Below are 25,814 nucleotides of genomic sequence, written 5' to 3'. Positions count from 1 at the left end.
AGATTCTTGTACTAATTGCTTACAAACTCGTCTAATCTTTTGAACACAGACACCCAGCCATTATAGAATCCCATTTCTTCTTGCTGTTTGCAGTAAGCTTCGGTTTCGTGCACGCACTTGAAGGTGAATTTGGTTTGCTCCCCGTCCGCTTCAAAGTAGGCTTGAATCTCTACACCCTCTGTCATGGGTTTGAAATCTGCGGAGGAACAGATTTTTTCCATTTCAACGATTTCTTTATAGATACCCTCTGCGATGAAGACATTACCATCGGGCATGGTCATAGCATATTCCCATGCACCACCTACTCGAAAGTCATGCTTATTAACTTTGGTTTCCATACCTTCTGGTCCCCACCACTGCGCAATGTGTTCAGGGTTGGTCCAGGCTTCCCAGACCAGGGATATAGGGGCTTTAAAAGTTCTCTCCAGGGTCAGTGTGCGGTTGGCCGCATCGTTTGTTTTACTCATGGTTTAGATTTTTCAGATTGAAGTTTATTTAGATACTTTTCGAATGAGTCCAGTTTAGTTTCCCATAGTTCCCTGTACTGCTCCATCCAGAGAAAGGCTGGAATGAGAGTCTTGGGCTGAATAATGCAGTATCGCTCCCGCCCTTTCTGTTGAAAGTCAATGACCTCACATTCCTTTAAAATTTTCAAATGTTTGGAAATCGCAGGTCTACTCACATCGAACTTTTCAGCCACTGCATTTACTGTCAGTGCGTCTTCCGCCAGTAGTTCAATGATGTCTCGCCTTACGGGGTCGGCTATGGCCTGAAATATATCTCTTCTCATTTTAAAGTAACCGTTCGGTTACAAATATATGAGTAACTAATTGGTTACGCAAATTATTTTCTGATTATCATAAAATTGATCTATCATAGTCGCATGAATAGATCCATTACCCTGTTGCTACTTATTCTGACCATGCTTTTTTGGGCTGTCAATTTTCATGTGACCAAGATTGCTCTGGCATATTATTCTCCAATGGCGGTCGCTTTTTGGCGGTTTTTGTTTGGTGCAGTGGTTTTGATAGGGGTGATGGCCGTGCAGTACGGTGGTAGGTTACTCAAGGTACGCCTAACACTTAGAACCTTTGGTCTGATCTGTTTGGTGTCATTTTTTGGCATTTTCTTGACGATCTACTTTTTCAATGAAGGCTTACAAACGGCAAGTGCAGTGAGTGGTTCGTTGATCCTGGCTACCAGTCCGATCATGACGGCTATTCTGGCTTACTTTTTACTCAATCGTAGATTTTCCAAGATCCAACTCGGCGCGATGGGAATTAGTATAATAGGAGTGGTGATCTTGCTGGTAAAGGGTGACTTTACTAAACTACTCGAAATGGAGTTGGAAACCGGCGACCTGTATATTTTGGGTATGGCGTTGGTCTTTTCACTTTCACAAATCATCGTGGACAAATATCTGTCAAGTGTAAATGCCATCTTGATGACTACAATTAGTGTAATTATGGGTTTGCTGATGTTTGCGGCAGTGTCTACCCCAGAACTGATGGATACGAATTTGCCTTCAGCGTGGCCATTTTGGGTAAGTGTAAGCTTTATGGGTATTTTGGGTACGGGCGTGGGCTACGTGGCCTTCTATTATGCTGTAGTCAAGCTAGGTGCTACGACTACGGCGCTTTATGGCAATCTGATTCCTCTCTTTACGGTGCTATTGGCCTTCCCTTTTGGTGAGGAGGTATTTACAGCTCAGCTTATCGGTGGGTTTGTAATTATTGTTGGCTTATTGCTTTTTGGGCAGAGTAAGCGGGGGTGAGTGGTCTCGTACCTATTGCGATTTTTCGATAAATTGCTTTAAAATGAGGTTAACGTCCAAATAAAATGAGTGCGCTACACTTGGCTAGAAGCATAAATATTTAGATTTGACACAACAGTTTCTAAAAGGAAAGAAAGTGCATTCATTTTATTGTCTGTTATGATCTTTATTCGTTTTCAAGGCTGCTAACCTTTTCTTTCAATTCGAAAATTTCAGATTGAGATTTCTTGAGTTCCTTGTTCTGTTCGATAAGATAAAGAGTTAGTTCCTCTATCTTCTGAAGAAGCTTTGCGTTCATCTCTCCCAAGTTGATACCGTTCTCAGTTACTTCAGCTTCACTTGGAATTTCAGGGAGATGGCCATTCTCCGTTATGTGCTGCTCGACTTCTTCAAGAGTTCGTAGAACATAGTTATTCGAAAAAACAAAATCTGACCAACCACTTGCTTCAACTTTTATTTCTCTTGCTCCGATCGAGCCTTCTACCGCAAGTTTATGCGATCCTGTTTCTTCGGTTCCAATTCCGACACTTCCAGATGAACCCAAAACTAGGTTTTTGCGCCAACTCCATGCACCACCACTATAATATCTAGTTTGAAGATACATTCTTCCACTTGCATTTCCTGTATTAGTATTGTCAGGAGTAACAATAATTCGACCTTGCTGCCAATGGTTAGTACCATCTGAGTTTGCAGGAACTATAAAGCCTAGTGCTGCGCCTTCGCTTGTATTTCTACTTGAACTTGTTCCTTGAATAATCATATTTGCATCTGCTTTATTAGTGGATAACAAATCTATTGCGCTCGATTCTACCTCTAACAGAGCTTCAGGAGATGTTGTGCCAATTCCAACATTACCCGATGATCTTAAAACTAAATTGTTTACCCATTTCCATTGATTGTTAATTCTATCTCTTGTTTGGATATACATCCTTCCTTCAGCTCTTCCGTTATCTGCGTTATCAGGAGTTACAAGTAGCCGACCTTGTTCCCAACCGTTACTTCCATCAGTATTCGCTGGAACAACAAAACCTAATGCTGCTCCTTCTGTAGTTCTTCTTGTCGAACTAGTCCCTTCAATTAACATATTAGAGTCTTGATTGCTGGTTGAGTTTAACATTGTAAAAGGTGATTGAATATGAAAATTTGCTGAAGGATCAGTCGTTCCAATTCCAATTTTACCATTAGATGTAATTGTCATGATATCAGTCCATGAAGCGTTATTATTCCTACCTGCAAAATTCAATAATGTTTTTCCACCAAATCCTGGATCTAAATTGTATATTTTATGCCCATAACCACTGCCATATCCTGATGAAACCCATTCAATTTTTTTATTCGACCCTGAATTAGCATTTAACTGATCGAATGTATCCGTCTGAGCAAAAGCTCTCTGATCGAAAGAAACAGTTACAATTATTACAAGTAGAATTATCTTTTTCATATTGAGGAGATTTTTGAAGTACAGAGATTGATCATAACACCTGTCTATATCATTGTGGCGTTGATGTAATTTAAAGTGTCGGATTCAAAGCAGGAAAAATCTTCGATTTTTCATAATAACTTTTTCTCCTCATGTGAAAAATCAGAGATTTTTCCGGGCTAGCCAGAAAGTAGGGAGGCTAATCTCAAAGCCAAATCCCAATGAGATATCAGACCTTGTTAGGGCTCTATTGGTATAAAGTAAAACATCATTGCTACTAAATGCATTGCAATTAACATTGTTAAAGTAGCCCTTGCTAGGGTGGAAATAAAGGATCGTTGAAAGGAAACAAATGAAAAAATGATCAAGTTAAAATATATTATTCCGACATAAATAAACATCTGAGTCATTGGTTCAAAAACTATCTGGAGATTCTCTATAATCAGAAAATAGATAGTTAGGTAAACTATTGATTGAGCTTCAATATAAGTTGCAATGATAAGGTTCGTTAAAAAGTTAACTTCAGACTTTCGATATAGAAAGCGATTGAATGATGCAACTATAAGAATAAATGGAATTGTAATAAGGTATTGCAAGTAATCTTCAGGCTGACCTTCAGTTACTTTTCTTATTCCTGGTGATATTAGTTGGTTCAAATACCATAATATTAACAGAAAAACCAATGAGGAAAGGAAATAGGAAATAGGATTTAGAAAAGTTTTTCTTCCGCCAAGAAACTCAGTTACTACCTTCCTTGGTTTGAAAGTAAGGTTAATTGAAGTTACAAAGAACTCGGGTGTGATGGCATGAATGAATACATCTACGATACTTCTAAATGTCACTTTTTCTCTTAAATACTTCCAAGTGTAAACTGATTGCATAATTTTTCAATGTGCCTAACACCTCAGTATGAATCGTGGCGTTTGATTTAATTAATGTTTCTGATGCAATATAGCTTAATCGCAGATTCAGTGGGACTGGAGTCAAGTCAGACCTTTCCTCTAGCAGCCTCAAGCATGAATTGATTATGATGTTGGGGCGGTTTTAATTCGCCTTCCATTTGTTGTAAAAATCCATTTTGTCTAGTTGGAGTTCGTATTCCACTTCTCTGTCAGCAAATCCAGAAGTTGACTCCTCCTTGGTGTTCATCTTATAAGTTGACTTTAGGTTTCTTATCATTTCACCTTGAGGGTTGAAATAAAGTCTCTTCTCAATAGTTAAAGGTTCCGAAGCTTGGAAAGTGTTCATCCGCCAAAAGACAAAATATAACTTGTTGTTCGTATCGAAATAGAAGTCAACAGCAATATACCAGTCGCCAGAAATAGCATAGTTGTCATAGTACACTAATGTTCCAAGGTTAGAGTTTTCGATAACTGTTGCCTTTTGAAATAGAAATTTATCTTTAGTTCCCAGTTCGTTAGAATACCACTCTTCTTCTTGATAATTCTCTCCCCAAGCATAATGAAATAGTTGAGTTGAGCCTTTTATTTCGCTTTCAATTATTGGTTGCCAGTTCTTGAAGTTCCCTCGAATCTCGCTAATTATTTTTTCAGTTTGCCCGAATACTGTTAAGCTCAATAGTGAGCAAAGAAGGATAAGTATAGTTTTTTTCATTAGTTAGTTTATTCTCTGCATCGTTCGCCCTAACCCTGTGTAGGACGATATACTCTCACAGTTTGGTTAAAGTAGAAAGATAGCCGATCCGCGCACAACCGCAAAAGTGTGTTTAGCCATTAGCTAGATTTAGACTGCCAAGGAAACCACGAATGTGTTATCGGCATTCTGGAGATTCCGCGAGGGCGGTGGTGTGTTACTAGCATTGATTCGGTAAGCTCGCAAAGGCATTCGTGCTTACACCATGTTATATACCTTATTCTCCGTAAAATTTGTATTCAATTTGAATGTCTCCACTTACTCTTCCTTGAGTTGGTTCGAATGTTAGGAGGCATAAAGTAGAATACCAGTCTGAACTGAACTTATAATCTACTTCACCCGATGTGAGTCGTTCGGTTCTGTAGTTGGTTGAGTCATCGAAGCCAATACTAAAGCTTAGGCTGTCTGAAATGTTTCCTCTAAGCTCTAGAAGTAGTCCATGGATATGCTCTTGATTTTCATTAGCTCGTATTTCAACCGTTTTTGTTTCTGTTAGTTCTTCTAGTAAGATCTTTTTAGGAGGAATTGGATGCATTCCACTCATAAGCACCAAAAATCCATAACCTAGTAATGCTAAGGAGCTAACCACTATAGTTGTTGCAATTAGAATTTTGGTTAATCTATTCATTTGGTCATGCCATATGGCGTCCGCCCATCATCTGTGGCATTTGACGTGTGTTGTTGTTTCGGTTACAATGTAGGAAAATCTGTGATTTTCTAGTGCAACTAGAAACTGAAGCACTCAAATTTAGCAGCAATTTCCATGGAGAGATTGTCATGTTAAGTGTATTTTTAGTTCATCAAAAATTCTTCAAAACCCTTTGGGTTTGCCATGATTTTTGAAAGCCCATTTACGTTGTCATGCAACGGGTTTGCACTTAGGTTTGAAACTAGATTCAGTCTTTTTGCAATAAGTTGGCATATGTTCTCATACTTTGCTCCACCGCCAGTAAAATAGATTCCCCTTCCAAGTGCTTCGTTTTTACTCGAGTTTTTAACAGTATCAATACAAGTAAAGAGTTCGTCTATAACGAAAGTTAAGTAATGATCAATTAACTCCTCAACTTTTAATAATTCCACTTCCTTGTGCTGTAGCATAACGTGATTTTGATTTGAGAATGTTGAACTCAGAAGCAGCCTAACTTCATCTTCAGCTGGTAAAATATTAAATGAACGATAAATGTGGTTTTTCACCAAGTTTTCAATTTGCTGTGTTCCCAAACGCAAAGTTCCTTCGCTTACCGGAATTGAATTGCAAAACATTGTAACTTCAAATTTGCTCTTACTAAAATCTACTATTAGAAAGTCTCTGACTTCCTTTAGCAAGTTAAGCTCTAGTGCTGTGCAGTACGGGCTATGTATCATGCAAACTTCTTTTGCTCCAGCATGTTCAGCAGAATCTCTAAAAGCTCGTTTTTCAATTTCAGTTGTTCCAATTGGAATGGAAAAAAACATCTTATAGCTTTTAGGGAATAATGATACTTGATTATCAATTTTTTTGATAGCGCCTCTTAGGCACGATTCAAACCCGACGAAATCACTTATAACATAATTGAAAGGTTCAATGATTTTATTTGGAGGGGTGCTATTAATACTATTACCAACTCCAGACACCCTATTATCATTGGGGTTAAATGATATAGCGGTAGGTTCATTGTAAACGATATCTCCATCTTTGATAATCCTCAGGCAAGAGCTGCCTGCTTCAATAGCTAGTGTACCGTTTAAAAAATCAAAAAATCCCATTCTAAAAATTGTTGATATTATTCTGCAATAGTCTCGCTTAACAAGTGGCAACCGCTAATTGTGTTATCCGCTTAATGCTTTTTCCAAATCTAGTGGATTAATAACATGTTTGAAATTGGAATTAACAATGTAATTGGATTTTTTCGAAGAGATATGGTTAACCCAATACTATGAATGAAACATAAGTCCATCCAGCGCCTTGTTTACTTTTTTGTTTTCTCCATAGATAACAATTCCTACTAAGCTTGAGCAATCGTCAGTGAGTTTGCTCATCTCCAAATGATTTTGCTCTTCATTCTTTGTAGAAAACAAGGAGTAGGGGTATATGCCAATGCTTAAGTTTCTTTCTTTGGCTCTTGAAAATACCCTATCCATTTGTGGCTGGTCGTCAGCCTTATAAATTAGAATGGGCTGCTTAATAAAAGGAAGGTACTCTGATTGTGAAGCATTGATAAATGGTTTGCCATGTGTCTCAGGGAAATTTATTGCTACAGAGCTCGCCAAAAATGATGCAACATTTAACTTTTGCCAATTCAATAGATCGTTTTTAACGATGATAGCTATTTTATTTTCGAAGTTCATTTTTTATAATTTAGATTCAGTTCCATTTGGATATTGCACCTTTCATAGGGTGTGTGGTGTCCAACAACCTTTTTAAAGCCCAGTTTCTCATATAATGAAATCGCAGGTTTTAAGGCAGTATTACTTTCAAGATAAACGCTAGAGGCATCCAATGCCTTCGCTTTTTCTATAATGGATGTTCCTAATAGGAGGCCAATGCCTTTGCCTTGCGCTTTCGGAGAAACAGCCATTTTTGCCAATTCAAAATCATACTTTGCATCGTTCATTTTTTGCAAAGCACAAACTCCTAGCACTTCCTGAGCCTCGAGAGCGACAATGATTCGACCTCCTTTGTCAAGTATGTACTCCTTTGGGTTGTCTAATGCTTTTTTGTCCGCTTCTTCGAGTTTGAAGTATTTTGTTATCCATTCTTCATTCAATCGCCGGAAAGCGGTATGGTGTTCAGGCAAATAATCTAAGATTTTTATGGTTGAGGATTCTCTACTTTTCTTTTCTTTCTGTACTCTGGCTATAAGAGGCTTTTCTTGTAATAAGTATTCAAATTCTTGAATAGCCTTCCAAATATTGTGAGTTGTCAGTTCTAATGTCCGTTCAATTGCGTTTTCAACATCCACATATTGGTCTTGTATTTTTTTAGATGTTTTAATTCCTTTTTTGGTCAACAGTATATTGTTTATTCTACCATCTAATTTGTCCTTTCGCTCCAGGACCAATCCTGCTTGTGACATTTCCCTGACAATTTTTATCACGGATGGGTGAGAATGCCCTATTTCCTTGGCGATTGAGGTAATAGTCTTCTCCCGATTTTGCTGAGATAAAACATAGAATACCGGGAACCATTTAGGTTTTAGCTCTACGCCATACATGGTATATATGTGCTGTGCATCTTTAGTAACGGTTTCGCTTAAAGCTCTTAACCGGCTTCCTAATGCCATAACTCCTATTTTATCAAAATCCATACTAAGTAATTAAATACGTAACTAGTTACAAATATATCAAAATTTTATAATTTGAAAGTTGATTGGACTAGTTTGATTTGGCCGTAATCATGGGTAGGGTACTCTTAGTTCTTACTCAATTTTATCTATCTCCTGTACAAGTAGTTTGGTGTTGGAACATTACTTCCGAATAATATCAACAATTCGACTATTGATGATTTCAGATAAATTCCACAGGTACAACTTAGCATCCGTAGTGCTGTAAAATTGAATAACTACAGTGTCAATATCCTTATGATAGCTGGCAAAACTTTGATAGCCAGGTATCCAGCCGCCGTGTTCATACTTGTATAGGGATGCATAGATTTCTTGTTCGCCATTAGTCAACAAAGCCCCATTGTTTAGCGCCCTTAAGAAAATACCCACATCTTCAGCAGTAGCTACCATGCCACGACTGTCGCTTTTCAGATCATAGGGATGACCTACATGATAGCCACTCATTACATTATCCATATTTACTTCATCCAAGGAGGCAAAAGTGTTTTTCAAGTCAAGAGGAGAGAGGATTTTTTCCTCTTTAAATTGAAAATTTTCATACCCCAACACATTATCCATGATCTTATTGATGAGCAGGTAATTGGTGTTGCAGTATTCATAATCTTCGTCGGGTTCAAAGTTGGCCGGTTGGTCTAAAATCAGAGCAAGGTTCTCCTCATAGGATGCTGGTGGAGTTCCCCAAAAGTTGGGTGCGTCGGTGAAATTGGGAATGCCACTACGATGCTGAATCAGTAATCTCAAAGTGATTTCATCTGCATATTCAATCCTACCCACCAACTCTGGCAGATAGTCTGCAATTGTTTTGTCAAGTGACAGACGTCCGTCACCTACAAGTTTAGTAACTGCTACAGCATCATATAACTTGCTAATGCTGGCGATTTTGAACAATGCGTCAGATTTGGCTGGAATTTTTAATTCTCTATCATGCCAGCCAGAGGCATAAAACTGAGTCGCCGGGTCTGGCTGATCTATGTACACAATCATCCCATCAAAGCCATGATCGATGGCTTGATCGAGTTGTTCCTGAATGGTGTCTGGTAGGGGCAAAATCCATGCATACACCAACAACCAGGGTACAAAAAATAAGGAAACTACTGTGCCTACGGCGAGTGAAATTCGAAGTATTGTTTTGGTTCTATTTGTTGTCATCACATGTTTTGATTTACCAACCTAATAATTCTTTCAATTTGGCATAGCCGGTAGCACTCACCACCACTTCATCACCATTTTTAAGTTGGGCCAGATGGGTTTCTTTGCCGTACTTGTCGATCTTGGCTATTTGTGATACTTGTACGATCGAGGATCGATGTACGCGAACAAACTTGATGGGATCAAGCACTTGTTCCAGGTGCTTCATCGTTTGCTTCTTCAGGTGCTTTCCTTTGGCGGTAATGATTTCTGAATAGTCATCTTGTGCAGCAATACGAATCACCTCGTCCGCAGGAATAATGTCTATTTTGGTGCCATCTTTCACTACGAGTCGGTGAGTGGGTTCATGAAGGTAATCTTGTACGAGGGCCTCTGTGGCTAGAGGGGAGGAGGGTTTACTCATGAGCGTTCGTGCTTTGGTTAGTCCCTCTTCAAACCGTTCGCGATTGTAAGGTTTGAGCAGATAATCGGCCGCGTGCTGTTCGAATGCTTTGAGCGCATACTGATCGTATGCCGTGGAGAAAATGATGGTAGGTGGTTGATCGATCAGTTCCAGTAATTCAAAGCCAGTCAGTTTAGGCATTTGTATATCCAAAAAAATCAAATCGGGATTTTGAGTTTGAATCAATTTAAGTCCATCGAAACCATTTTCTGCTTCGCCTACCAGTTCGAGGTCTTCATGGTCTTTTAGGAAGTGTTTGATTACTTCTCTGGCTGGCGGTTCGTCGTCGATGATGATTACTCTATAAGCACACATAGTTTAGTTTTGGTCTAGTTGAGGGATGGTCAGTTGTACTTTGTATTTGTTTTCTTCCTTGTAGGTTTCTAATAGGTCAGCACTTTCATAGATGAGTTGCAATCTTCCCCTTACATTTTTCAAGCCTATGCCTTTTCCTTTGTGGACTATAGAGTCGTCTTCTGTGCTGTTGGTGATTTCTATTTGCAGATGTCTATCGCTATATGAGATTACTACAGATATGGTACTGGCCTCCGTACTTTCATATACGCCATATTTTATGGCATTTTCAATCAACGGCTGAAGTATCAGGTTGGGTAGATTGGCTGAGTTTGGAATAGCATCTACTCCTTCGAAATTTACTTCGAGCTTCTTACCAAATCTTAACTTTTCAATCTCTAGATAAAGCTGTATGGTTTCAATTTCCTGGCTCAAGGGAACAAGTTCTGTTTCGGAATGACCTATCGTATATCTCAAAAAGGAGGAAAGTTTTACGATCATCTCATGGGCATCTTCAGGTCTCGTCAGTGTTAGCGAACTGATGGAATTCAGGCTGTTGAAGATGAAGTGTGGATTGATCTGAGCTTTTAGCATACTCAGCTCTGTTTCTTTCAGGGTTGATTGCATTTCAATCTCCCTGATCTGCTTTTCTTTATAGTTTTCGTAGAAGATCAATAGATAATAAACCAAGGCCACCAGAAGATAATATACCGCACCCAAAGCAATTCTCCACCAAAGTTTCTCAATTGACGCCTGACGTATAGAGGATTCATACCCCAACAGATATCCTGTAATAAAATAACTAGTAGCTAACCATATAAAAATAAGCAGAGCACCAGCTGCAATATGACTCATAACTGCATTCCATAAGCTTCCTTCTGTAAGGCCTGTGAACCGAACAATAAACCAGATGCTTAATCCAACTAAGGCAAACCCCAGTCCATATATAGTGGCTTCGGCAAGAGCCAATGACCATTCTACCTGCTGCCCCCAATGTAAGAGCATAGTATGAATGATGGTGAGCAGCAACCAAAAAAGCCCGTAGACCAGCAGATGCTCTCTGTTTTTTAGAATAGGGTTGATCATAGGCTAGGTTAGTAATTTTTGATTTCTCCGCCTCCAAACAAAACGAAGCCTTTGATGCGAAGCACTTTTTTGGTGTCAGATTCCGCAGGCTTTACAAATTTCCGTTTGTCCACCAAAGCACCAAAGATGGCTGTAACCTCCATCTGTACTTCCCAGTCCGAAGGAACAATGAAAGTAAACCCTCCAAACACTGCCATAACTTCTAACGTGTGATTGCCTTCTGCGAGTTTGGACCCAGTCATATCATAGCTGGCTCCTCCAAATACTGCACTGGTTTGGCCTCCTTTGAATTGTTCTGATCGAACTTTCACTTCTCCTCCACCCATGATATTGGAGTCATTGAGATAGTCGAAAGATTCCCCGGTCACTTTTCGTTTAAATTCTATTTTTCTTTTGTTCAAAAGCAGAAAACCAGCGGCTATCATCAAACCTGGCCAGAAGATTCTGCTCATACCTATGTTGATGTGATATTCCTGCCATACGTAACTGGCTATGATGAAATAACTGGCAACTCCCACCATTAATATGCCAGGCAGTTTGTTGGGTTTTGTTGCCAAAACAATCAGTCCGATGAGTAGGACAATTCCTTTCCAGTTGAAAACTAAGTTTTCGATTACCATAGGAAGGAGGTTGAAATTGACGAGTAAGAACGCTCCGCCAACACATACCAGAATAATGCCTATGATATTTGATCTATCTTCTGTTTTGTGATGTCTCATTTGTGTTTGGATTCTGATCTACAAGATACGGCGAGTTGTTTGATTTTTAAAAATCACCCAGGTGCCAATCGGCTCACTGGGTGACAGAGTGTTTGGTTATTCTGAGTTTATATCTTACACGTAGTTTTTTACTTCTCCTCCGCCAAACAATACGGTACCTTTGATTAGCAATTCTTTAGTAGTATCGGTCTTTACGTCCGAAGTTGATTTTCTACAATCGCTATATCCACCAAAGATAGAAGTAACTTCGAGTCGTACATTCCAATCTGCTGGTACGATGAAATTGGCTCCTCCCATCAGAATGAGAATGTCTATTTCTTGTGTTCCGTCGGCCAATTTACAATTGCTGAGGTCGTAGGTGCCTCCACCCATAACTGTTGTTACTTTTCCTCCTTGAAAATTATCAGAAGTGATGGACATATCGCCTCCTCCCAGCACGGCGGTGACGTTGATATGATCTGAATCATTGGGTACGGTTTTTTCGCCCGTTTCAGCATTAAGATCTTCATCTCCAACAGTAAAAACATGTGCCGATACTATAGGACTCTTGCTTTTTCTGCTTAGTATCACCAATCCAATGACTATGAGAAGTACAGGCCAGAATAATTTGCGTGTATCATACCAATGCCAATCAAACTCATAAGACAGGACATCTGACATAATGAAGAAACCGCCTACGGCCATAAGTATAATGCCTGGGGTTTTGTTTTCTTTGGAAGAAAGGAATAGTGCTCCGATCATGATCATGATTCCCTTCCAATTGAATAGATAATAAGAGATTTCGTAAGGAATCAAATCTAAATTGTCAAGCAGAAATAAACCTCCTAGAGCGATTAGAATAATTCCTAAAATTCCTGATCTGGAATTGGATGATGGTGTTTTTTGTGATGTACGTTGTGACATGGTATTGTGAGTTATTGATTACGATACAATATTACGACTGGAATCATAGCCTGTATAACATGAATCGGCCAACCCGGGAATAGTATCGGTAAAACCGGAGTGCAGTATAATTAACTTCCCTCAGCTAGGTTTTTAATTTAAGGGGAATCGCGACTTGGGCTGTTTAAGTCAAAACCAAAAACTCAAAAAAACATGAAACGTATTTACCTTTTAACTTTAGTCATATGTTCGGCCTTGACACATGTTCAAGCTCAAAATGAAGGTCTTAAAAAAATAGAATTCTTTATTGGAGAATGGGAGTTGACCACAAAGGCCAGTCGACCAGATGGATCGGTGATGATGGGCAAGGCCCGAACCAAAGCGTATTATATTTTGGATAAAGCGGCTATTCAGGATGATTTTTATGCTTTAGATCCTAATGACAATGTAGTGTTTAGGGGAACGAGCATAAGGAGTTATAATAGGAGGTCGGGGAAATATCAAATTGTGTGGGTGATGCCAGGAATAAACGGCATAACTGATATATCAGGCGTGATGTCGAATGGTAAGCTCGTAACCACTGGTAAGGGCTATGACGGTAATGGTGAATTTTTAGAACGATTTGAGTATTATGATATCAAGCCTGACAGCTATTCATTCAAGATGGATCGTTCTTATGACGGCGGGGAAACCTGGCTGTTAAATTTTTCCAGTTTTGACGCAAAAAAAGTGAAGTAGCCGAGACTACTTCACTTATACCTTTTTCTAACTACTACCTTTCGGCTTATAATGTCTCTCCCAAAGAGGCCAATCTCTTACTAGGGATCATCCCTTTAATAGAGATGGATTGTTCGTTCATGATGTACTTAAGTTTTCCTTCGGAAATGTAGATCACAGCATTGGCGCCTTTTTGAATATGATCTTTGTCTTCACTTACGAGTAGAACACTTTTTTCGTACAAACTAGCATATAGTGGTTTAATCAAACCACCTTGTGCTTTGGATAAGTAGACCAAATGACATTTTTCAGCGTCGCTGGTGTTGTTCAATTTGACCACCTCTAAGTTTTCTTTGCGCGAAGCAAATCGAACCAATTCTGCATAAATAGGAGAGTTTCCCATTACGCCCACCTTAATCACAGAAGGGTTGTTAGGCCAGACAATGTATTCTGTGAATTTGTAAACAAGCAAAGCCTTGAATTTATCCTGTTCATCCGAAAATGCCGAGAAACTCAAAGTCATGCATAGTGCTGCTACTACAAATGATCTCATTTTTAAGTTTTTTAAGTGGATGCAGAAATTAGTTCGTTTTACTAATTCCTACCATGCAAAGATGGTCATAAGGGAAATCCCTATCAATAGAGTATTCTCTGAAATTCGTAGGGTATATGCGTAATTTACTCACAGAGTGAGGGTTTATATCCCCAGTCTTGCCTCGAATAACGAATTATTTGTTTAAACAGACCTCGCTGCTCGCTCTAAGGTCGGTTGACTTCGCATAAACCAAAGCGTAATACCCTCGCTTTGGTAATCCCAGGTGTGATATACTTCAAATCCAAACCTTTCATAAACCCTTTTGTTCTTAGCTATTGATGTTTCGAGGTAGATGGGTAGGTTTTGTTTTTCGGCATCTTCAAAAACTGCCTTTTGGAGTTCGTAAGCTGCTCCTTTTCCCTTACCGGCATTGCTAACTCCAAAAAACCAGAAATACATAAAATTACCAGATTTGGGCCTTTGCTTTTTCACATAGCTATCTCTTTTCAGCACTTTGAAAATTCGCTCAATGCCGATGGCAGTAAAGGCCAATAGCAGCTGATTCCAATAGTCCATCAAGTTTTCTTTATGGCTATTGAATCTATAACACACGGCTACTCCTGTGCGGTCTGAAGAAATGAAAATGGCATTTCTGCGCAAGGCAGTTCGAAATACATACTGAGCCAACCAACGCATGCGTTGAGGTTCTTTCTTGTCATTTTTTATAACAGAAAGTACACTGGGATTGTAAGGAAAAGATTCGGCAATGATGTCAATGACGAGTCTTTCGTCGGCTTTGGTGGCTTTTTGCATGGGTGACTATTAAAGTCGCTAAAATAGTTGTAAGAATTGAAAGAAGTGAAATAAAAAGCCATTCCGATCCCGATAACTATCGGAATGGAATGGCTTTTCCCCCTCAATTCTTCCCACAAAATTTTAAATCAGGTGGATGATTAAAATTTATAGTTTAGACCAAGCCCAAACATTGCACCAATTTGCGTTCTGGTGACGTTAAAAACCGGCTTTGCATTGGCTTCAACGCCATCGTTGAAAATGTCATTTCCAAATGCATAACCCGTCAGGTCTCCATCCATCCACTTTTTCTCTATCCGAACATTGATAATGGTACGTTCTCCATTTGGCGCTACTACGGAAGTATTCGCTTCAGGAAGAGCAATGTTTTCAAAACGTTCTTGAGTTGGTAGATAGTTGCCTTGGGAACTAAACTCTGTACCATAAATCATACTCATGCTAAAATTGATTTGTCTTGGAAGGTCGAAATCTCCTTTAAACCTGAATACATGTGAAGGTACCTTAGATACATCTGGTGTGCGATCTCTGTCTGTTACTATGTTTGGGTCATTCACATCAAAATCTGGATTTTCCTGAAGTTTCCAGGTAGATTTCAAGTAGGAGTGAGTGAGTTCGAATGTCACACCATGTACCGGAATGATTTTTACCGTACTTTCAGTTCCGAATGTAGTGCCTTCAACATAGTTGCCATACAAGTAGTACGTGGCAAAGCGGCCTGGTTGAGTAGCAGATTCTGAATTTTGCTCAGCTGCCGCTTCAGGAGATATGCCAATACCATCTTGAATATTAGTGTAGTAAAAATTAGACTCAAAGGTCAACTGATTATCGATATTCGCTCTAAAACCAGCTTCCCAGGTTCTGAACCTTGTTGGCACCGTGCTAGAACCATTTTTCACGGCTACACTAGGGTTGGCAGCAACCAAGCCATCCACAGTAGCTTGACCGGCAGCCGATGCTATGAATGCATCTGCCGTAGCCTGAGCAGTGGCATCATCTGCCCCTCCGTCAATTGCTGCTTGGTATGTTTGCTGATACACTACTCCTTGCCATGCACTTCTGGCTGGAGTTTGAAATAAGTACAAATCAATGTTGGTATTGTTGAATCCAGGCGTACTAAATGACTGAGTAAAACCTCCCCATAAGGTTAGGTTTTCTGTAGGAATGTAGCTCACTTTAGCCATTGGTGACAAGTAAAAATCATCATTAACCAACGAATAGTTTTCCGCTTTGATTCCCAATAAGAAGTTTAGTTTGCCATCCGACAATTTGATTTTGTCTTGAATGAATGCTCCTTTTAAAGACTCGGTGCTTTGCGGATCTACATAGTTTACGGCACTGGTAGAATTGATGTCGTGAACATCAATTTTATTTATTCTATAGTTAAATCCAAGGCTCAAATCATTCTTGTCTCCTAGTGATATGTTGTCTTGAATTTCAAAATCATAGGTAGCGTTTGAGATTTCAAACCCTCCAGAAAGACGATTGAAATCTTCTTCTGTGTTTGTAGAGGCTCGTACAAACAAACTATGATTTTCATTAAAGCTATGATCATATCTTAGATTGCCAACGAATCGCGCAGCCTTCACTTCATTTTCAATCAGTATATCATTGCCCGAGAAAGCAAAATCATCTCCAAAGTAGCTGCTATAGTCTGTAGTTTTCAGTGTGTTGAGATGAGTGTTCAACGACAAGGAACCTTGTTCACTGACTTTGTATTTCGCTTTCATCCCTAGACTGAACATGTCTATTTTCTCAAAGTCTTCTGTGAATCTACTGTTGGCCACGATTGGGTCTCCATTTTCATCTTTTCCGGCCAATGATTCCCATCCTTTGAAAAGTCTCATTTTTCCATAACCAGATATTGAAAATTTATCACTCAATACTCCGCCAGCTCTTAGGCTAGTGGCAACATACCCTGCAGAGCCTCCTTCTGCTCTTGCATTTATACCATCATAGTTGTCTGGGCTTTTAGTGAATATATTTACTACACCTGTCGCTGAGTTTGCTCCGTAGATTGTTCCTCCAGACCCACGAATTACCTCGATTCTATCAATTTCGTCTAATGGAATGTCGAAATTTCTAAATGAAAACGAGGATGACATCAAATCCTGAATGGGAGTACCATCCAATAGATAAAGAACAGTTCCAGTCAATCCGTTAGTTACCTGTGAGTAGCGAACATTCGATTCGGCATTAGAGTATTCATCTTGTACACCCCAATAGCCAGGAACTAATCTTAATACTTCATGTAGGGTAGTGGCACCAGAGTGTTCTATATCCCTAGAAGTCACCACGTATATAGAAGATGATACATCTTGCAGTCTTTCTGCCTTTTTCGAAACTGAAGTGATTTCAAGATTCATCAAATCTTCCAATGACATGTCAAACATGTTGTCGTCAATATCCTGTCCCAATAAACTTGGACTCATCATCATGCTCATGCCTAGCAGATGATAGAAAAGGATGTTTTTAAAATGCTTCATAGTTTTTTATTTAGGGTGTATTCTTCCATGCAATCTTTCGAAAGCTTGAATTTTCCTGATTTAAAGGCTTTTCCTAGTTAGATTGGTTTGCCCAACGCCAGAAGTTTGGAGCTAGGTGTCATTTTTTTATTTCTGATACTTTTCTCGTCGATTAGAAACCTTAGTTTTCCACTATCTAAGTAGAATCCGATATCGGATCCTTTTCCTGCGAGCTCACTGTTTTCTGAGACAACCAAAACACTCTTGCCACCAATAGCAGAATTATAGTCCGCGATTTTTGAATCTTCTGAGTTTGGCAGAAAAATGATATCACACTTTCCGGTATCACTTGGGCCTCCGATATCTAAGACAGTCATGTTACCTTTGGAGGCGGCAAAGTTTGATAGCTCTTTGGACACTCCAGATTTGCCAGCCATTCCTACAGTTACATTTTTTTTACCAGATGGCCACTCTATATATTCGGCAAACTTGTAAATGAACAGCGCTTTGAATTTACTTTCCTGGGCATGACTACTGTTTGTAAATGCCAGCACCAGAAAAAGTACTAATCCAAATATGATTTTACTTTGCTTCATGAAGTTCTAATTTGAGTCAGTTTCTTTGATTAAATGTCTTCGTTTTTAGCCAGTTTGAATTTACTCATACTGCCTTTTAATTCTGTGGCGACATGAGTCAGCTGCTCTGACTTTTGGCTGTAATTTTCCATTCCAGAAGATAACTCTGTGGCCGAACTAGCCACTTCTTCCGTACCTGCTGCTGTTTGTTCTGCAATGACAACTACAGATTCAGTGATAGAGACTACCTTGCCAATATCTGTCTGTTGTGTTTGAGTTGCATTCACAATTTCCTCTGAATAGGATAGGGTTCGGGTGGTAGAATCTGCAATTTCTTTAAATACCTCAGAAGCTTCGGTAGAGGCTTGTCCGCCCACCTTTACACTCTGATTCATGGTTTCCATTACTTGAGCTGCTTGCTCAGTGTCCTTTTGCACATCAGCGACTAAGGTTTCAATCTCTCGAGCAGAGCTTCTTGAGTCTTCGGCTAGTTTTCTAATTTCTTCTGCTACTACTGCGAACCCTCTACCAGCATCACCAGCCTGAGCTGCTTCGATAGCTGCATTCAATGCCAATAAGTTGGTCTGTGAGGCGATTTCAGTAATTACTCCTAGAACTCTTGTGATTTCTTCGGACCTCTGAGTTAGTACTTTAATGGAGTCATTAGTTTTTACCGAGTAGACCGCAATTTCTTCCATACTAGTAGCCACGTTGTCTACCATTTCTCTTCCTTTCTTACTGCTTTCTACACCAGATTTAGCAGCTTCATTAATATTTGCGGCTTTACTACCCATCTCATTGGATGAATTTCTAATCCCTTCTACTAAATTGGACGCTTCATCTACTTTAACTACCTGATTCTGAGCACCAGTGCTCATTTGTCCAATGGCCGATGCAATTTCCCCTGTGTTAGAAGACATTTCTTCACTGGCATTGAGCATTTCTGTAGATGCCTCTTCCACTACGCTGGCGCTATCAGTAATTTGAACCAAAAGATTGTTGAGGTTGGAAGTGGCCTTATTTAAGTTGCTAACAAGTGTATAAATATCTCCCTTCGAATCTAACTGGTATTTATGTGTTAGGTCACCATCAGCAAGAGCAGTCACAATTTTGTTGACCTCAAGAATTGGCGTTGCAATGGAATGAAGTAAATGATTGATGGCATCACTAAGATCTAACCAAGCGCCTGCTTTAGCCTCTGTTGATATCCGCGTATCTAGTCTACCGTCTTCGCCAGCGGCTTTAACGACCTCATTAGTCTCATTTATTACTTCTTTGAGATTTGATCTCATAGAAAGCAAGGCATGACCGAGAACGTCGTTTTCACTCAGGGCCTGGAATTCTGCTTCCAAATTACCTTTTCCAACTTCACTTGCAAATTCAGATGAAGACCTAAAACCTTGAATGAGCGAATTAATACCATGGCTCATTTCTCCGATTTCGTCATTGTTCATGACAGAGATAGATTCTGGTATTTCACCAAGGCGTATTTGAGCAATTTTTGCTTGTAGGGCTTTCACAGGTTTAGTGATATTTCTTGACAGCCAACCTGATATAACCAATCCAAAAACTGCACCTACTAACCCCAATATAAAAATGGCTAAGCTCAAATCCGAGAATGAATCTTCCATTTCTAGACTGATGCTATTGGTTTCAGCAGATTTGGCTGCCATCGTAGCATCTAGTCTTTCGATCAGTTCATCACAAATTGGAATGATGTTTCCTTCTACTAAGTCTTCACATACAAAAAGTGTCATGGCATCTTCATAAGCTAATGCAGAATTAAGACTCTCCATGATAGTTTTCTGATCTTCCAGAATGGACTCATAGGTTTCTAAAATAGACCCTATAACTTCAGCTTCCTCCGGATGCGTGGTGGTGATGATCGTTTGAAGTTTTTCTTTTAGCGCCGGATAAGTCTCTTTATGGATAACTCTGAGTTTTTCTTTATCCTTTTCGTATCGGCTTACATAGACCCAATTGGTTGAGTAGGCTTTACTGTCTTTGATAAGGTTTCTAAAATCTCCGTAGGTATCGAGTGTTGGATATACGTCTTTGAAGACTTTATTGAGGAGGTCAATGCTATTGTTTAGCGTACTATATGTGTAAAGACCATTTAAGGCAATAACACCTATGAGTATGTAAAAGCTAAGTCGGATTTTTCGTCCGATAGTGAAATTAAGTTTTATCAGATGCCTAAGCTCCATCATTATGTTGATTCTGTTATGTCCTGACTTTAAGTTACTAAAATCAGTGCAAACTGAGTTTATAAATGTTAATTCTATCGGTCAATAAATCATATCAGAATTAACTTTCCACAAAAGTACAATGGTGAAGTTGTTTAAGACAATAAGCGGAACTACTCAATTTTCGATTAGGAGAATATACGTATAGTTATATGTAGGTACATATAGGTAAAAAAGTAGTGCGATGTGATAATCGTAGGGAAATAGTTTTTAAAGGATATAAAACACTTAAAGAAGACTTTAAAATATCAAATATTTACCTAAGAAAAAGAAATTTCAGGATTGATGAAAAAATCAATAAAACATGACCTTAATCATTTTTACAAAACATGGCTTTTAATCACCATTAGTTTTTCCCGTGTCATATCGTGCATAGAATGAGGAATACTGCCTAGTCCAAGGCCCGACGAGTCCCGCCCTCCAAAAGGCATCCAATCTACTCTGAAAGCTGTATGGTCATTGACCATGACGGCTGTTGAATTAAGTTTTTTCACAGTGTCTAAGGCAACATTGATATCTTTAGTGAACACGGAAGATTGAAAGGCAAATTCTAGTGAATTGGCTCTGTTGATAGCTTCCTGACGATCGGTGTAGGAATATACGCAAACGACTGGACCAAAAATTTCTTGCGAGGATACTTTGCAGTCATCTGAAGGGTTCAAAATAATTGTGGGTTCGTAGAAGGTGTCTGATTGTTTCTGACCACCACAAATAATTTTAGCTCCTTTGTCTTTGGCTTCCGATACCCACTGATGTACTCTATCAACTTCCTTAGGTAAAATAAGAGGCCCTACTTCCGTTTCCTTATCTAAAGGGTTGCCAGACTTTAAGGCCCGTACTTGTGAGTCCATTTCTTCAACCACCTCATCTACGATTGATTCGTGGGCATAGATGCGTTGCACAGAAACACACACCTGACCGGCATGATAAAAACCACCTTTCACCAGTGCTGGAATCATGGTTTTAATCTCTGCATCTGGCTCAATAATGACAGGCGCTGCTCCGCCATGCTCTAGTGCACATCTTGTGCCTGGCGCCAACTTAGATTTTAAGTACCAGCCAACTTTGGCCGATCCGATGAAAGAAAAGAAATTGACCTTTGGACTGGTTACTAGCTGCTCAGCTACCTCATTTTCGCACGGCATGGCTGTGCACCAGCCTTTTGGTAAACCCGCAGATTCAAAAATTTCCACTAAAAGCAGGCAGGTGAGAGGAGTAGTGGGTGCAGGTTTGATAATCACAGGACTACCTACAGCTATGGCTGGTATAGTTTGGTGAATGATCAAGTTGATTGGATGGTTGAAGGCGCTGACAGAAGCTACCACACCAATAGGCTCACGCATGGTATAGGCCATCCGGTTGGCAGATGAAGCGGTGTGGCCCATAGCTACTTCTTCACCTTTCAGATGCCCCATGTTTTCGATAGCCAGCTTCACGCCATTGATGGCACGTTTCATTTCTACCTCAGTATCCATCCAGGGTTTGCCACCTTCCATGGCCGATACCTGTATGATTTCTTCGGACCGTTCTTCCATCAGAAAGGCAATGTTTTCGAGTATTTCTACTCTTTTGTGCTTTGGCAACCATTTTGATTGATCCAAGAATAGTGCATGGGCTCGTTCAATGGTTTCATCCATTTCTTTACTGGTAGCCAGTGGAATTTCTTTGATTAAGGATTGATCAAATGGGGCGTAAACTGATAGTTTTGACATGGTAATAATATTGGTATTTGGATTAGAGTGCTTTTGCTTTTTCTTTGATTTTAACATTCAGAATGGCATGGTTGAGAGAGTAATCCACCGGACAGTCAATCAAATGAACTCCATCGGTATTTAGGCAATGTGTTAAGGTTTCGCTAAAATCAGCATCACTTGATATTCTATGACCTATGGCACCGTAGCTTTCTGCATATTTTACAAAATCTGGGTTGTTATAGTCCAGACCATAATTATCGAAGCCCATACCTTCCTGTTTCCATTTGATCATGCCATATGCATTGTCATTAAGTATAATGATTACTACGTGCAGTTTTTCTCTGACGGCAGTTTCTAGTTCCTGAGAATTCATCATGAAACCTCCGTCTCCACATACTGCTATTACTTTTTTGTCAGGATGAATAAGTTTAGCAGCCATCGCCGAAGGCAAACCAGCCCCCATGGTGGCTAGCGCATTGTCAAGTAGCAGCGTATTGGGTTCGTAACATTTATAGTTTCGGGCGAACCATATTTTGTATACGCCATTGTCCAAGGTGACAATACCATCTGGTGGCATAAGCTTTCTTATTTCATTGACGATGCGCTGAGGTAACATCGGATATCTGTCGTCCTGAAAATATTTTGATATGTGTGATTCTACCTCTTCATCGACTTTTTTGAAAAAACTAAAATCCCAGTGCTTCTGCTTGGTGATGCCTTCCATGATTTCCCAAACAGAGGCAGCAATGTCTCCCAAGACGTCCAAATCAGGAAAGTAGACCTGATCTACTTCGGCAGAGAAGAAATTGATGTGAATCACTTTCTTTCCTCCATGCTCCATGAAAAATGGAGGCTTCTCGATGACGTCGTGACCTACATTGATAATTAAATCTGCCTTATCAATAGCATAATGTAGATAGTCATTGGATGAAAGTGCAGCAGTGCCAATATGCTGATCGTGCCGATTGTCAACCACTCCCTTTCCCATTTGAGTATCGAAGAAATATATGCCAGTTTTTTCGATCAGTTTAAGTAGCGCATTTCCTGTTCTTTTTCTATTGGCTCCAGCGCCAATAAGTATGAGTGGCATTTTTGAAGCCTCGATCATGTCAATGGCTTCTTTGATGGCTTTTGGGTCTGGAGCTGGTCTTCGCACTGCTGGGACATCGAATAGTGGTTCATCGCCTGATTCTGCTGCTACATCTTCAGGCAACTCTATATGTGAGGCTCCAGGACGCTCTTCAGATGCTAAACGAAAGGCTTCTCGTATGATTGAAGGAATGTTATTGGCGCTTACTACCTGTTTCGTATACTTGGTGATTGGACGCATCATGTCCACTACATCAAGAATTTGAAACCGGCCTTGTTTACTCTTTTTTATAGGCTTCTGACCTGTAATCATCAGCATAGGCATAGCACCGAGTTGGGCATAGGCGGCAGGAGTCACTAAGTTAGTGGCGCCAGGGCCTAACGTGGATAGACAAACCCCTGGTTTTCCTGTTAGGCGCCCATAGGTAGCTGCCATAAAACCGGCACCTTGTTCATGTCGGGTCAGTATCAGTCGAATGTTGGAGTCTTTCAATGAGTTGAGCAGGTCCAGGTTTTCTTCTCCAGGAATACCGAAGATGTATTCGACTCCTTCGTTTTCCAGTGCTTGAACAAATAAATCAGAAGCTTTGGTCATGTCATTTTAAGTTTTGGCTTGATCTACTTTGAATTTACGGCTTTAGCGTGGACGTGCCAAACGTCTACATGATTTTGTGCTGCTATGGGGTCAATGATCGGTATTTTTACTTACCTTAAGGTGGAAATAATGATGCAAAATGGAAGAGTTGATTGATTTTTTTACGGAGGTGCCGTTGTGGTTTCGGGCTACTATTCTTATTGGTGGTTTGGTATTCTTTTGGATTTTGGAAGGGATTATTCCTTTGTTTCGATTTCAGTATAGTAAGATTAAACATGCTGGTATAAACTTGTTTTTCACAGCGACCACAATGCTCATAGGATTTGGAATGGCGGGTTTGCTTTTGTTAGCTTCCGACACCGTAGCACAAAATGAGTTTGGGTTATTGTATTTGATAGATATGCCGTTTTGGTTGCAGGTGGTGTTAGGCGTGCTGTTGCTGGATATGATTGGAGCTTATTTTATTCATTTTGTGGAGCACAAAGTAAAATGGATGTGGAAGTTTCATTTGGTTCACCATACTGATACTACCGTAGATGTTACTTCAGGGCTTAGACATCACCCGGGAGAAACGGTGTTTCGCATTTTTTTCACCATTCTGGCAGTCATTCTTATAGGTGCACCTATGGGTATCATTATGCTTTACCAAAGTCTATCAGTTCTTTTTGCTCATCTGACACATGCCAATAGTTCGCTATTTGGAAAGTTTGATAAGGCATTTTCCTATCTGCTAGTTACCCCAAACATGCATAAGGTGCATCATCATCATACTCAGCCTTGGACAGATACGAATTACGGGAATATATTTTCCATATGGGACAGGCTTTTTGGCACTTTCCAGTATGTGGATAATATGGAGGAGGTTAAGTTTGGTATTGATACACACATGAAGCCAGAGGAAAATGCAAAACTGAGTAATTTACTTGCTATCCCTTTTCAGAAATACCGAGTTCCTCCAGAATCAAAATTTGGTTCGGAATGAGTAGTAGCCAACTACCTTGTCGGTTAAATCACTAAATGATTTGTGGTAGACGATAATATCGTAGTTGTTTTCCGTTTGATAAAACGAGCCTTCAAAGAGGTATGGGTCAGGGCCGTCTACCCAGTATAGGTAGTCGTAGATTCCTTGTTTGAGTAAAACCTCGCCTACATACGCTTGACTCACTTCATCGTACTTTAATAGGCTTTTTTTGTTCTTTCTGTAGTCATTGAATGCGCCAAGTACATATACAGGATACGATAGTTTGGCGGACTTAATTTGAAACTTGGTGAGTATATAATCGCAAGCCAAATATTCTCCCATGGTTTCGGTTGTAGCGATCACAAACCCTCCATTTCTATCTCGCAACAAGGAATAAGCTTCATGCTTTCTACTCTTTCCGGGGTTGACCGTAGCTTCTCTTGGGTTTGCATTTGGATTGACCTGCGCGACGTAGGCTCCTCTGAAACTATAACTCCTCAAATCAGCGTGTCTAAACTCGTTGCCGCCTTTGAAGTTGTTTTCCATGTTGAAGTGTCTGTATTCCAAAAGGGATTTGTCTCTTCTGATGGCTGTAGGTTGAAGGCCTGTTAGCACATTGTCCCATCTCTGATTCTGTCTGATAACAATTTTGAACTCAGTTCGAGGGTTTGTCACCTTAATGCGACTATGGATAATGTCAAAATCTATTTGCTGATTGAAGTCTCGCTCCATAACTCCAGTAGAGATTCTAGTATTAGGTTGAATGTTGACCTTGTTATCAAAGACGATAAATCTTCTTGTGAAAAGTACATCATTTTCATCTCCATTTTGATAGACCTGAACGACATAGTTGCCAGTAGTTTTTACTCTCGGAATATTAAACCAATAGTTGACATAAAGTGTATTGGCATTGAAAGAGTATTCAAAATCTCTCAAATCAAAATTGTTGTAATCATACAAAAACTCAATGTCGTTCAACATAGACTTGGTCCAGTCGGCATTGCAATGAACGATTTTGGCTTGTACGTCTATGTATTCTTCAAGTAAAAGATCAAACTGAAGCAAGAGAGATTCAACCAGACCGCGCGGTACTATGGGAGCTGCCATTTCCTGATCAGGATTCTGAGTTACAGGGTAAAGTTGCACTGTGCCTACAAAAGGTTCATAGCTTTTGTTTTCATAAAGTATTTCCTTTTGTTGCGCGAAGCAGTTCGGGCTAATTTTTGCTAGTAAAAGGCAGAGGGCAATAACTTGAGGAATAAACTTCATAAATCAGATTTGAAAGATATGAACGAAAGTACGTTGGAATATTTTGAATAAAAATAAATTTTATTCCAACCCTTTTTTAAGCAAGGGTGTCCTATCATCAACCAAAACCAATAATC

General features: G+C 39.7%; 24 protein-coding genes. 3 read left to right on the top strand and 21 right to left on the bottom strand.

What is annotated here, in order from left to right; all coding sequences use genetic code 11:
- Positions 1-11: 11 nt before the first annotated feature.
- Positions 12-467: an SRPBCC family protein gene (locus ACO6S2_RS15465; RefSeq protein ID WP_422359462.1), complete on the bottom strand. Its 456-nt coding sequence runs from the start codon at positions 465-467 to the stop codon at positions 12-14.
- The gene (locus ACO6S2_RS15460; protein ID WP_422359461.1) at positions 464-790 is read right to left on the bottom strand and encodes an ArsR/SmtB family transcription factor; all 327 of its coding nucleotides are present in this window, start codon (positions 788-790) and stop codon (positions 464-466) included. Before ACO6S2_RS15460 ends, ACO6S2_RS15465 begins: the two co-directional genes overlap by 4 nt.
- 93 nt (positions 791-883) lie before the next feature.
- Here ACO6S2_RS15460 and ACO6S2_RS15455 point away from each other — a divergent pair, with 93 nt between their 5' ends.
- Complete coding sequence (locus ACO6S2_RS15455; protein WP_422359460.1) at positions 884-1,774, top strand: DMT family transporter; 891 nt, start codon at positions 884-886, stop codon at positions 1,772-1,774.
- Positions 1,775-1,940: 166 nt separating this feature from the next.
- Here the strand turns inward: ACO6S2_RS15455 and ACO6S2_RS15450 are convergent, their stop codons facing one another.
- The 11 genes from ACO6S2_RS15450 to ACO6S2_RS15400 form a co-directional block, all read right to left on the bottom strand.
- The gene (locus ACO6S2_RS15450) at positions 1,941-3,215 is read right to left on the bottom strand and encodes a hypothetical protein (RefSeq protein WP_422359459.1); all 1,275 of its coding nucleotides are present in this window, start codon (positions 3,213-3,215) and stop codon (positions 1,941-1,943) included.
- A 1,023-nt stretch (positions 3,216-4,238) separates the two neighbouring features.
- A complete protein-coding gene (locus ACO6S2_RS15445; protein WP_422359458.1) occupies positions 4,239-4,808 on the bottom strand; it encodes a hypothetical protein in 570 nt (189 codons plus the stop codon).
- A gap of 256 nt (positions 4,809-5,064) precedes the next feature.
- Positions 5,065-5,475, bottom strand: coding sequence for a hypothetical protein (locus ACO6S2_RS15440; RefSeq protein WP_422359457.1), 411 nt, complete (start codon positions 5,473-5,475; stop codon positions 5,065-5,067).
- Positions 5,476-5,639: 164 nt separating this feature from the next.
- Positions 5,640-6,593, bottom strand: a complete 954-nt coding sequence (locus ACO6S2_RS15435) for a rod shape-determining protein (RefSeq protein ID WP_422359456.1) — start codon at positions 6,591-6,593, stop codon at positions 5,640-5,642.
- Positions 6,594-6,761: 168 nt separating this feature from the next.
- Positions 6,762-7,175: a DUF2000 family protein gene (locus tag ACO6S2_RS15430; protein ID WP_422359455.1), complete on the bottom strand. Its 414-nt coding sequence runs from the start codon at positions 7,173-7,175 to the stop codon at positions 6,762-6,764.
- Positions 7,172-8,134: a bifunctional helix-turn-helix transcriptional regulator/GNAT family N-acetyltransferase gene (locus tag ACO6S2_RS15425; RefSeq protein WP_422359454.1), complete on the bottom strand. Its 963-nt coding sequence runs from the start codon at positions 8,132-8,134 to the stop codon at positions 7,172-7,174. The genes ACO6S2_RS15430 and ACO6S2_RS15425 overlap by 4 nt, the downstream gene beginning before the upstream one ends.
- A 159-nt stretch (positions 8,135-8,293) precedes the next feature.
- A complete protein-coding gene (locus tag ACO6S2_RS15420) occupies positions 8,294-9,319 on the bottom strand; it encodes a serine hydrolase domain-containing protein (protein ID WP_422359453.1) in 1,026 nt (341 codons plus the stop codon).
- Between the two features lie 13 nt (positions 9,320-9,332).
- Entirely contained in the window at positions 9,333-10,076 is a 744-nt protein-coding gene (locus tag ACO6S2_RS15415) for a LytR/AlgR family response regulator transcription factor (RefSeq protein ID WP_422359452.1), read from the bottom strand.
- A 3-nt stretch (positions 10,077-10,079) separates the two neighbouring features.
- A complete protein-coding gene (locus ACO6S2_RS15410; protein WP_422359451.1) occupies positions 10,080-11,141 on the bottom strand; it encodes a sensor histidine kinase in 1,062 nt (353 codons plus the stop codon).
- Between the two features lie 8 nt (positions 11,142-11,149).
- Positions 11,150-11,860 carry a LiaF transmembrane domain-containing protein gene (locus tag ACO6S2_RS15405; RefSeq protein WP_422359450.1) on the bottom strand — a complete coding sequence of 237 codons (711 nt, stop codon included), beginning with the start codon at positions 11,858-11,860 and terminating at the stop codon, positions 11,150-11,152.
- A gap of 114 nt (positions 11,861-11,974) precedes the next feature.
- Positions 11,975-12,763: a LiaI-LiaF-like domain-containing protein gene (locus ACO6S2_RS15400; protein ID WP_422359449.1), complete on the bottom strand. Its 789-nt coding sequence runs from the start codon at positions 12,761-12,763 to the stop codon at positions 11,975-11,977.
- 192 nt (positions 12,764-12,955) lie between these two features.
- Here ACO6S2_RS15400 and ACO6S2_RS15395 point away from each other — a divergent pair, with 192 nt between their 5' ends.
- The gene (locus ACO6S2_RS15395; protein WP_422359448.1) at positions 12,956-13,480 is read left to right on the top strand and encodes a hypothetical protein; all 525 of its coding nucleotides are present in this window, start codon (positions 12,956-12,958) and stop codon (positions 13,478-13,480) included.
- Between the two features lie 46 nt (positions 13,481-13,526).
- Here ACO6S2_RS15395 and ACO6S2_RS15390 read toward each other — a convergent pair whose 3' ends face one another.
- The 7 genes from ACO6S2_RS15390 to ACO6S2_RS15360 form a co-directional block, all read right to left on the bottom strand.
- Complete coding sequence (locus tag ACO6S2_RS15390; RefSeq protein ID WP_422359447.1) at positions 13,527-14,012, bottom strand: YfiR family protein; 486 nt, start codon at positions 14,010-14,012, stop codon at positions 13,527-13,529.
- Between the two features lie 183 nt (positions 14,013-14,195).
- A complete protein-coding gene (locus ACO6S2_RS15385) occupies positions 14,196-14,807 on the bottom strand; it encodes a hypothetical protein (protein WP_422359446.1) in 612 nt (203 codons plus the stop codon).
- Positions 14,808-14,947: 140 nt separating this feature from the next.
- Positions 14,948-17,290 (bottom strand): TonB-dependent receptor plug domain-containing protein, encoded by a 2,343-nt coding sequence (locus ACO6S2_RS15380; protein ID WP_422359445.1) that lies wholly within the window; start codon positions 17,288-17,290, stop codon positions 14,948-14,950.
- 77 nt (positions 17,291-17,367) lie between these two features.
- Positions 17,368-17,865: a YfiR family protein gene (locus ACO6S2_RS15375; RefSeq protein WP_422359444.1), complete on the bottom strand. Its 498-nt coding sequence runs from the start codon at positions 17,863-17,865 to the stop codon at positions 17,368-17,370.
- A gap of 29 nt (positions 17,866-17,894) precedes the next feature.
- Positions 17,895-20,054 carry a methyl-accepting chemotaxis protein gene (locus tag ACO6S2_RS15370; RefSeq protein WP_422359443.1) on the bottom strand — a complete coding sequence of 720 codons (2,160 nt, stop codon included), beginning with the start codon at positions 20,052-20,054 and terminating at the stop codon, positions 17,895-17,897.
- A 356-nt stretch (positions 20,055-20,410) separates the two neighbouring features.
- Complete coding sequence (locus ACO6S2_RS15365; protein WP_422359442.1) at positions 20,411-21,802, bottom strand: aldehyde dehydrogenase family protein; 1,392 nt, start codon at positions 21,800-21,802, stop codon at positions 20,411-20,413.
- A gap of 22 nt (positions 21,803-21,824) precedes the next feature.
- Positions 21,825-23,468: an acetolactate synthase large subunit gene (locus ACO6S2_RS15360; protein ID WP_422359441.1), complete on the bottom strand. Its 1,644-nt coding sequence runs from the start codon at positions 23,466-23,468 to the stop codon at positions 21,825-21,827.
- Positions 23,469-23,607: 139 nt separating this feature from the next.
- Between ACO6S2_RS15360 and ACO6S2_RS15355 the strand changes: the two genes are divergently transcribed.
- On the top strand, positions 23,608-24,450 hold the full coding sequence (locus ACO6S2_RS15355) for a sterol desaturase family protein (RefSeq protein WP_422359440.1): 843 nt from the start codon (positions 23,608-23,610) through the stop codon (positions 24,448-24,450).
- On the opposite strand, the gene ACO6S2_RS15350 is transcribed toward ACO6S2_RS15355, so the two are convergent.
- Positions 24,430-25,698, bottom strand: a complete 1,269-nt coding sequence (locus ACO6S2_RS15350; protein WP_422359439.1) for a type IX secretion system plug protein domain-containing protein — start codon at positions 25,696-25,698, stop codon at positions 24,430-24,432. The genes ACO6S2_RS15355 and ACO6S2_RS15350 overlap by 21 nt on opposite strands.
- Positions 25,699-25,814: the final 116 nt, after the last annotated feature.

Source organism: Reichenbachiella sp., assembly GCF_965233835.1.
Classification (GTDB): domain Bacteria; phylum Bacteroidota; class Bacteroidia; order Cytophagales; family Cyclobacteriaceae; genus Reichenbachiella.
This window is presented reverse-complemented; position numbering and strand designations above follow the sequence as displayed.

Bases quoted from the DNA above. Each gene is read 5' to 3' on its own strand.
- ACO6S2_RS15465 (WP_422359462.1), bottom strand. From the start codon at position 467: ATGAGTAAAACAAACGATGCGGCCAACCGCACACTGACCCTGGAGAGA.
- ACO6S2_RS15435 (WP_422359456.1), bottom strand. From the start codon at position 6,593: ATGGGATTTTTTGATTTTTTAAACGGTACACTAGCTATTGAAGCAGGC.
- ACO6S2_RS15455 (WP_422359460.1), top strand. From the start codon at position 884: ATGAATAGATCCATTACCCTGTTGCTACTTATTCTGACCATGCTTTTT.
- ACO6S2_RS15355 (WP_422359440.1), top strand. From the start codon at position 23,608: ATGGAAGAGTTGATTGATTTTTTTACGGAGGTGCCGTTGTGGTTTCGG.
- ACO6S2_RS15350 (WP_422359439.1), bottom strand. From the start codon at position 25,698: ATGAAGTTTATTCCTCAAGTTATTGCCCTCTGCCTTTTACTAGCAAAA.
- ACO6S2_RS15425 (WP_422359454.1), bottom strand. From the start codon at position 8,134: ATGGATTTTGATAAAATAGGAGTTATGGCATTAGGAAGCCGGTTAAGA.
- ACO6S2_RS15460 (WP_422359461.1), bottom strand. From the start codon at position 790: ATGAGAAGAGATATATTTCAGGCCATAGCCGACCCCGTAAGGCGAGAC.
- ACO6S2_RS15375 (WP_422359444.1), bottom strand. From the start codon at position 17,865: ATGAAGCAAAGTAAAATCATATTTGGATTAGTACTTTTTCTGGTGCTG.
- ACO6S2_RS15390 (WP_422359447.1), bottom strand. From the start codon at position 14,012: ATGAGATCATTTGTAGTAGCAGCACTATGCATGACTTTGAGTTTCTCG.
- ACO6S2_RS15420 (WP_422359453.1), bottom strand. From the start codon at position 9,319: ATGACAACAAATAGAACCAAAACAATACTTCGAATTTCACTCGCCGTA.
- ACO6S2_RS15415 (WP_422359452.1), bottom strand. From the start codon at position 10,076: ATGTGTGCTTATAGAGTAATCATCATCGACGACGAACCGCCAGCCAGA.
- ACO6S2_RS15380 (WP_422359445.1), bottom strand. From the start codon at position 17,290: ATGAAGCATTTTAAAAACATCCTTTTCTATCATCTGCTAGGCATGAGC.
- ACO6S2_RS15450 (WP_422359459.1), bottom strand. From the start codon at position 3,215: ATGAAAAAGATAATTCTACTTGTAATAATTGTAACTGTTTCTTTCGAT.
- ACO6S2_RS15410 (WP_422359451.1), bottom strand. From the start codon at position 11,141: ATGATCAACCCTATTCTAAAAAACAGAGAGCATCTGCTGGTCTACGGG.
- ACO6S2_RS15385 (WP_422359446.1), bottom strand. From the start codon at position 14,807: ATGCAAAAAGCCACCAAAGCCGACGAAAGACTCGTCATTGACATCATT.
- ACO6S2_RS15405 (WP_422359450.1), bottom strand. From the start codon at position 11,860: ATGAGACATCACAAAACAGAAGATAGATCAAATATCATAGGCATTATT.
- ACO6S2_RS15360 (WP_422359441.1), bottom strand. From the start codon at position 23,468: ATGACCAAAGCTTCTGATTTATTTGTTCAAGCACTGGAAAACGAAGGA.
- ACO6S2_RS15440 (WP_422359457.1), bottom strand. From the start codon at position 5,475: ATGAATAGATTAACCAAAATTCTAATTGCAACAACTATAGTGGTTAGC.
- ACO6S2_RS15365 (WP_422359442.1), bottom strand. From the start codon at position 21,802: ATGTCAAAACTATCAGTTTACGCCCCATTTGATCAATCCTTAATCAAA.
- ACO6S2_RS15430 (WP_422359455.1), bottom strand. From the start codon at position 7,175: ATGAACTTCGAAAATAAAATAGCTATCATCGTTAAAAACGATCTATTG.
- ACO6S2_RS15395 (WP_422359448.1), top strand. From the start codon at position 12,956: ATGAAACGTATTTACCTTTTAACTTTAGTCATATGTTCGGCCTTGACA.
- ACO6S2_RS15400 (WP_422359449.1), bottom strand. From the start codon at position 12,763: ATGTCACAACGTACATCACAAAAAACACCATCATCCAATTCCAGATCA.
- ACO6S2_RS15445 (WP_422359458.1), bottom strand. From the start codon at position 4,808: ATGAAAAAAACTATACTTATCCTTCTTTGCTCACTATTGAGCTTAACA.
- ACO6S2_RS15370 (WP_422359443.1), bottom strand. From the start codon at position 20,054: ATGATGGAGCTTAGGCATCTGATAAAACTTAATTTCACTATCGGACGA.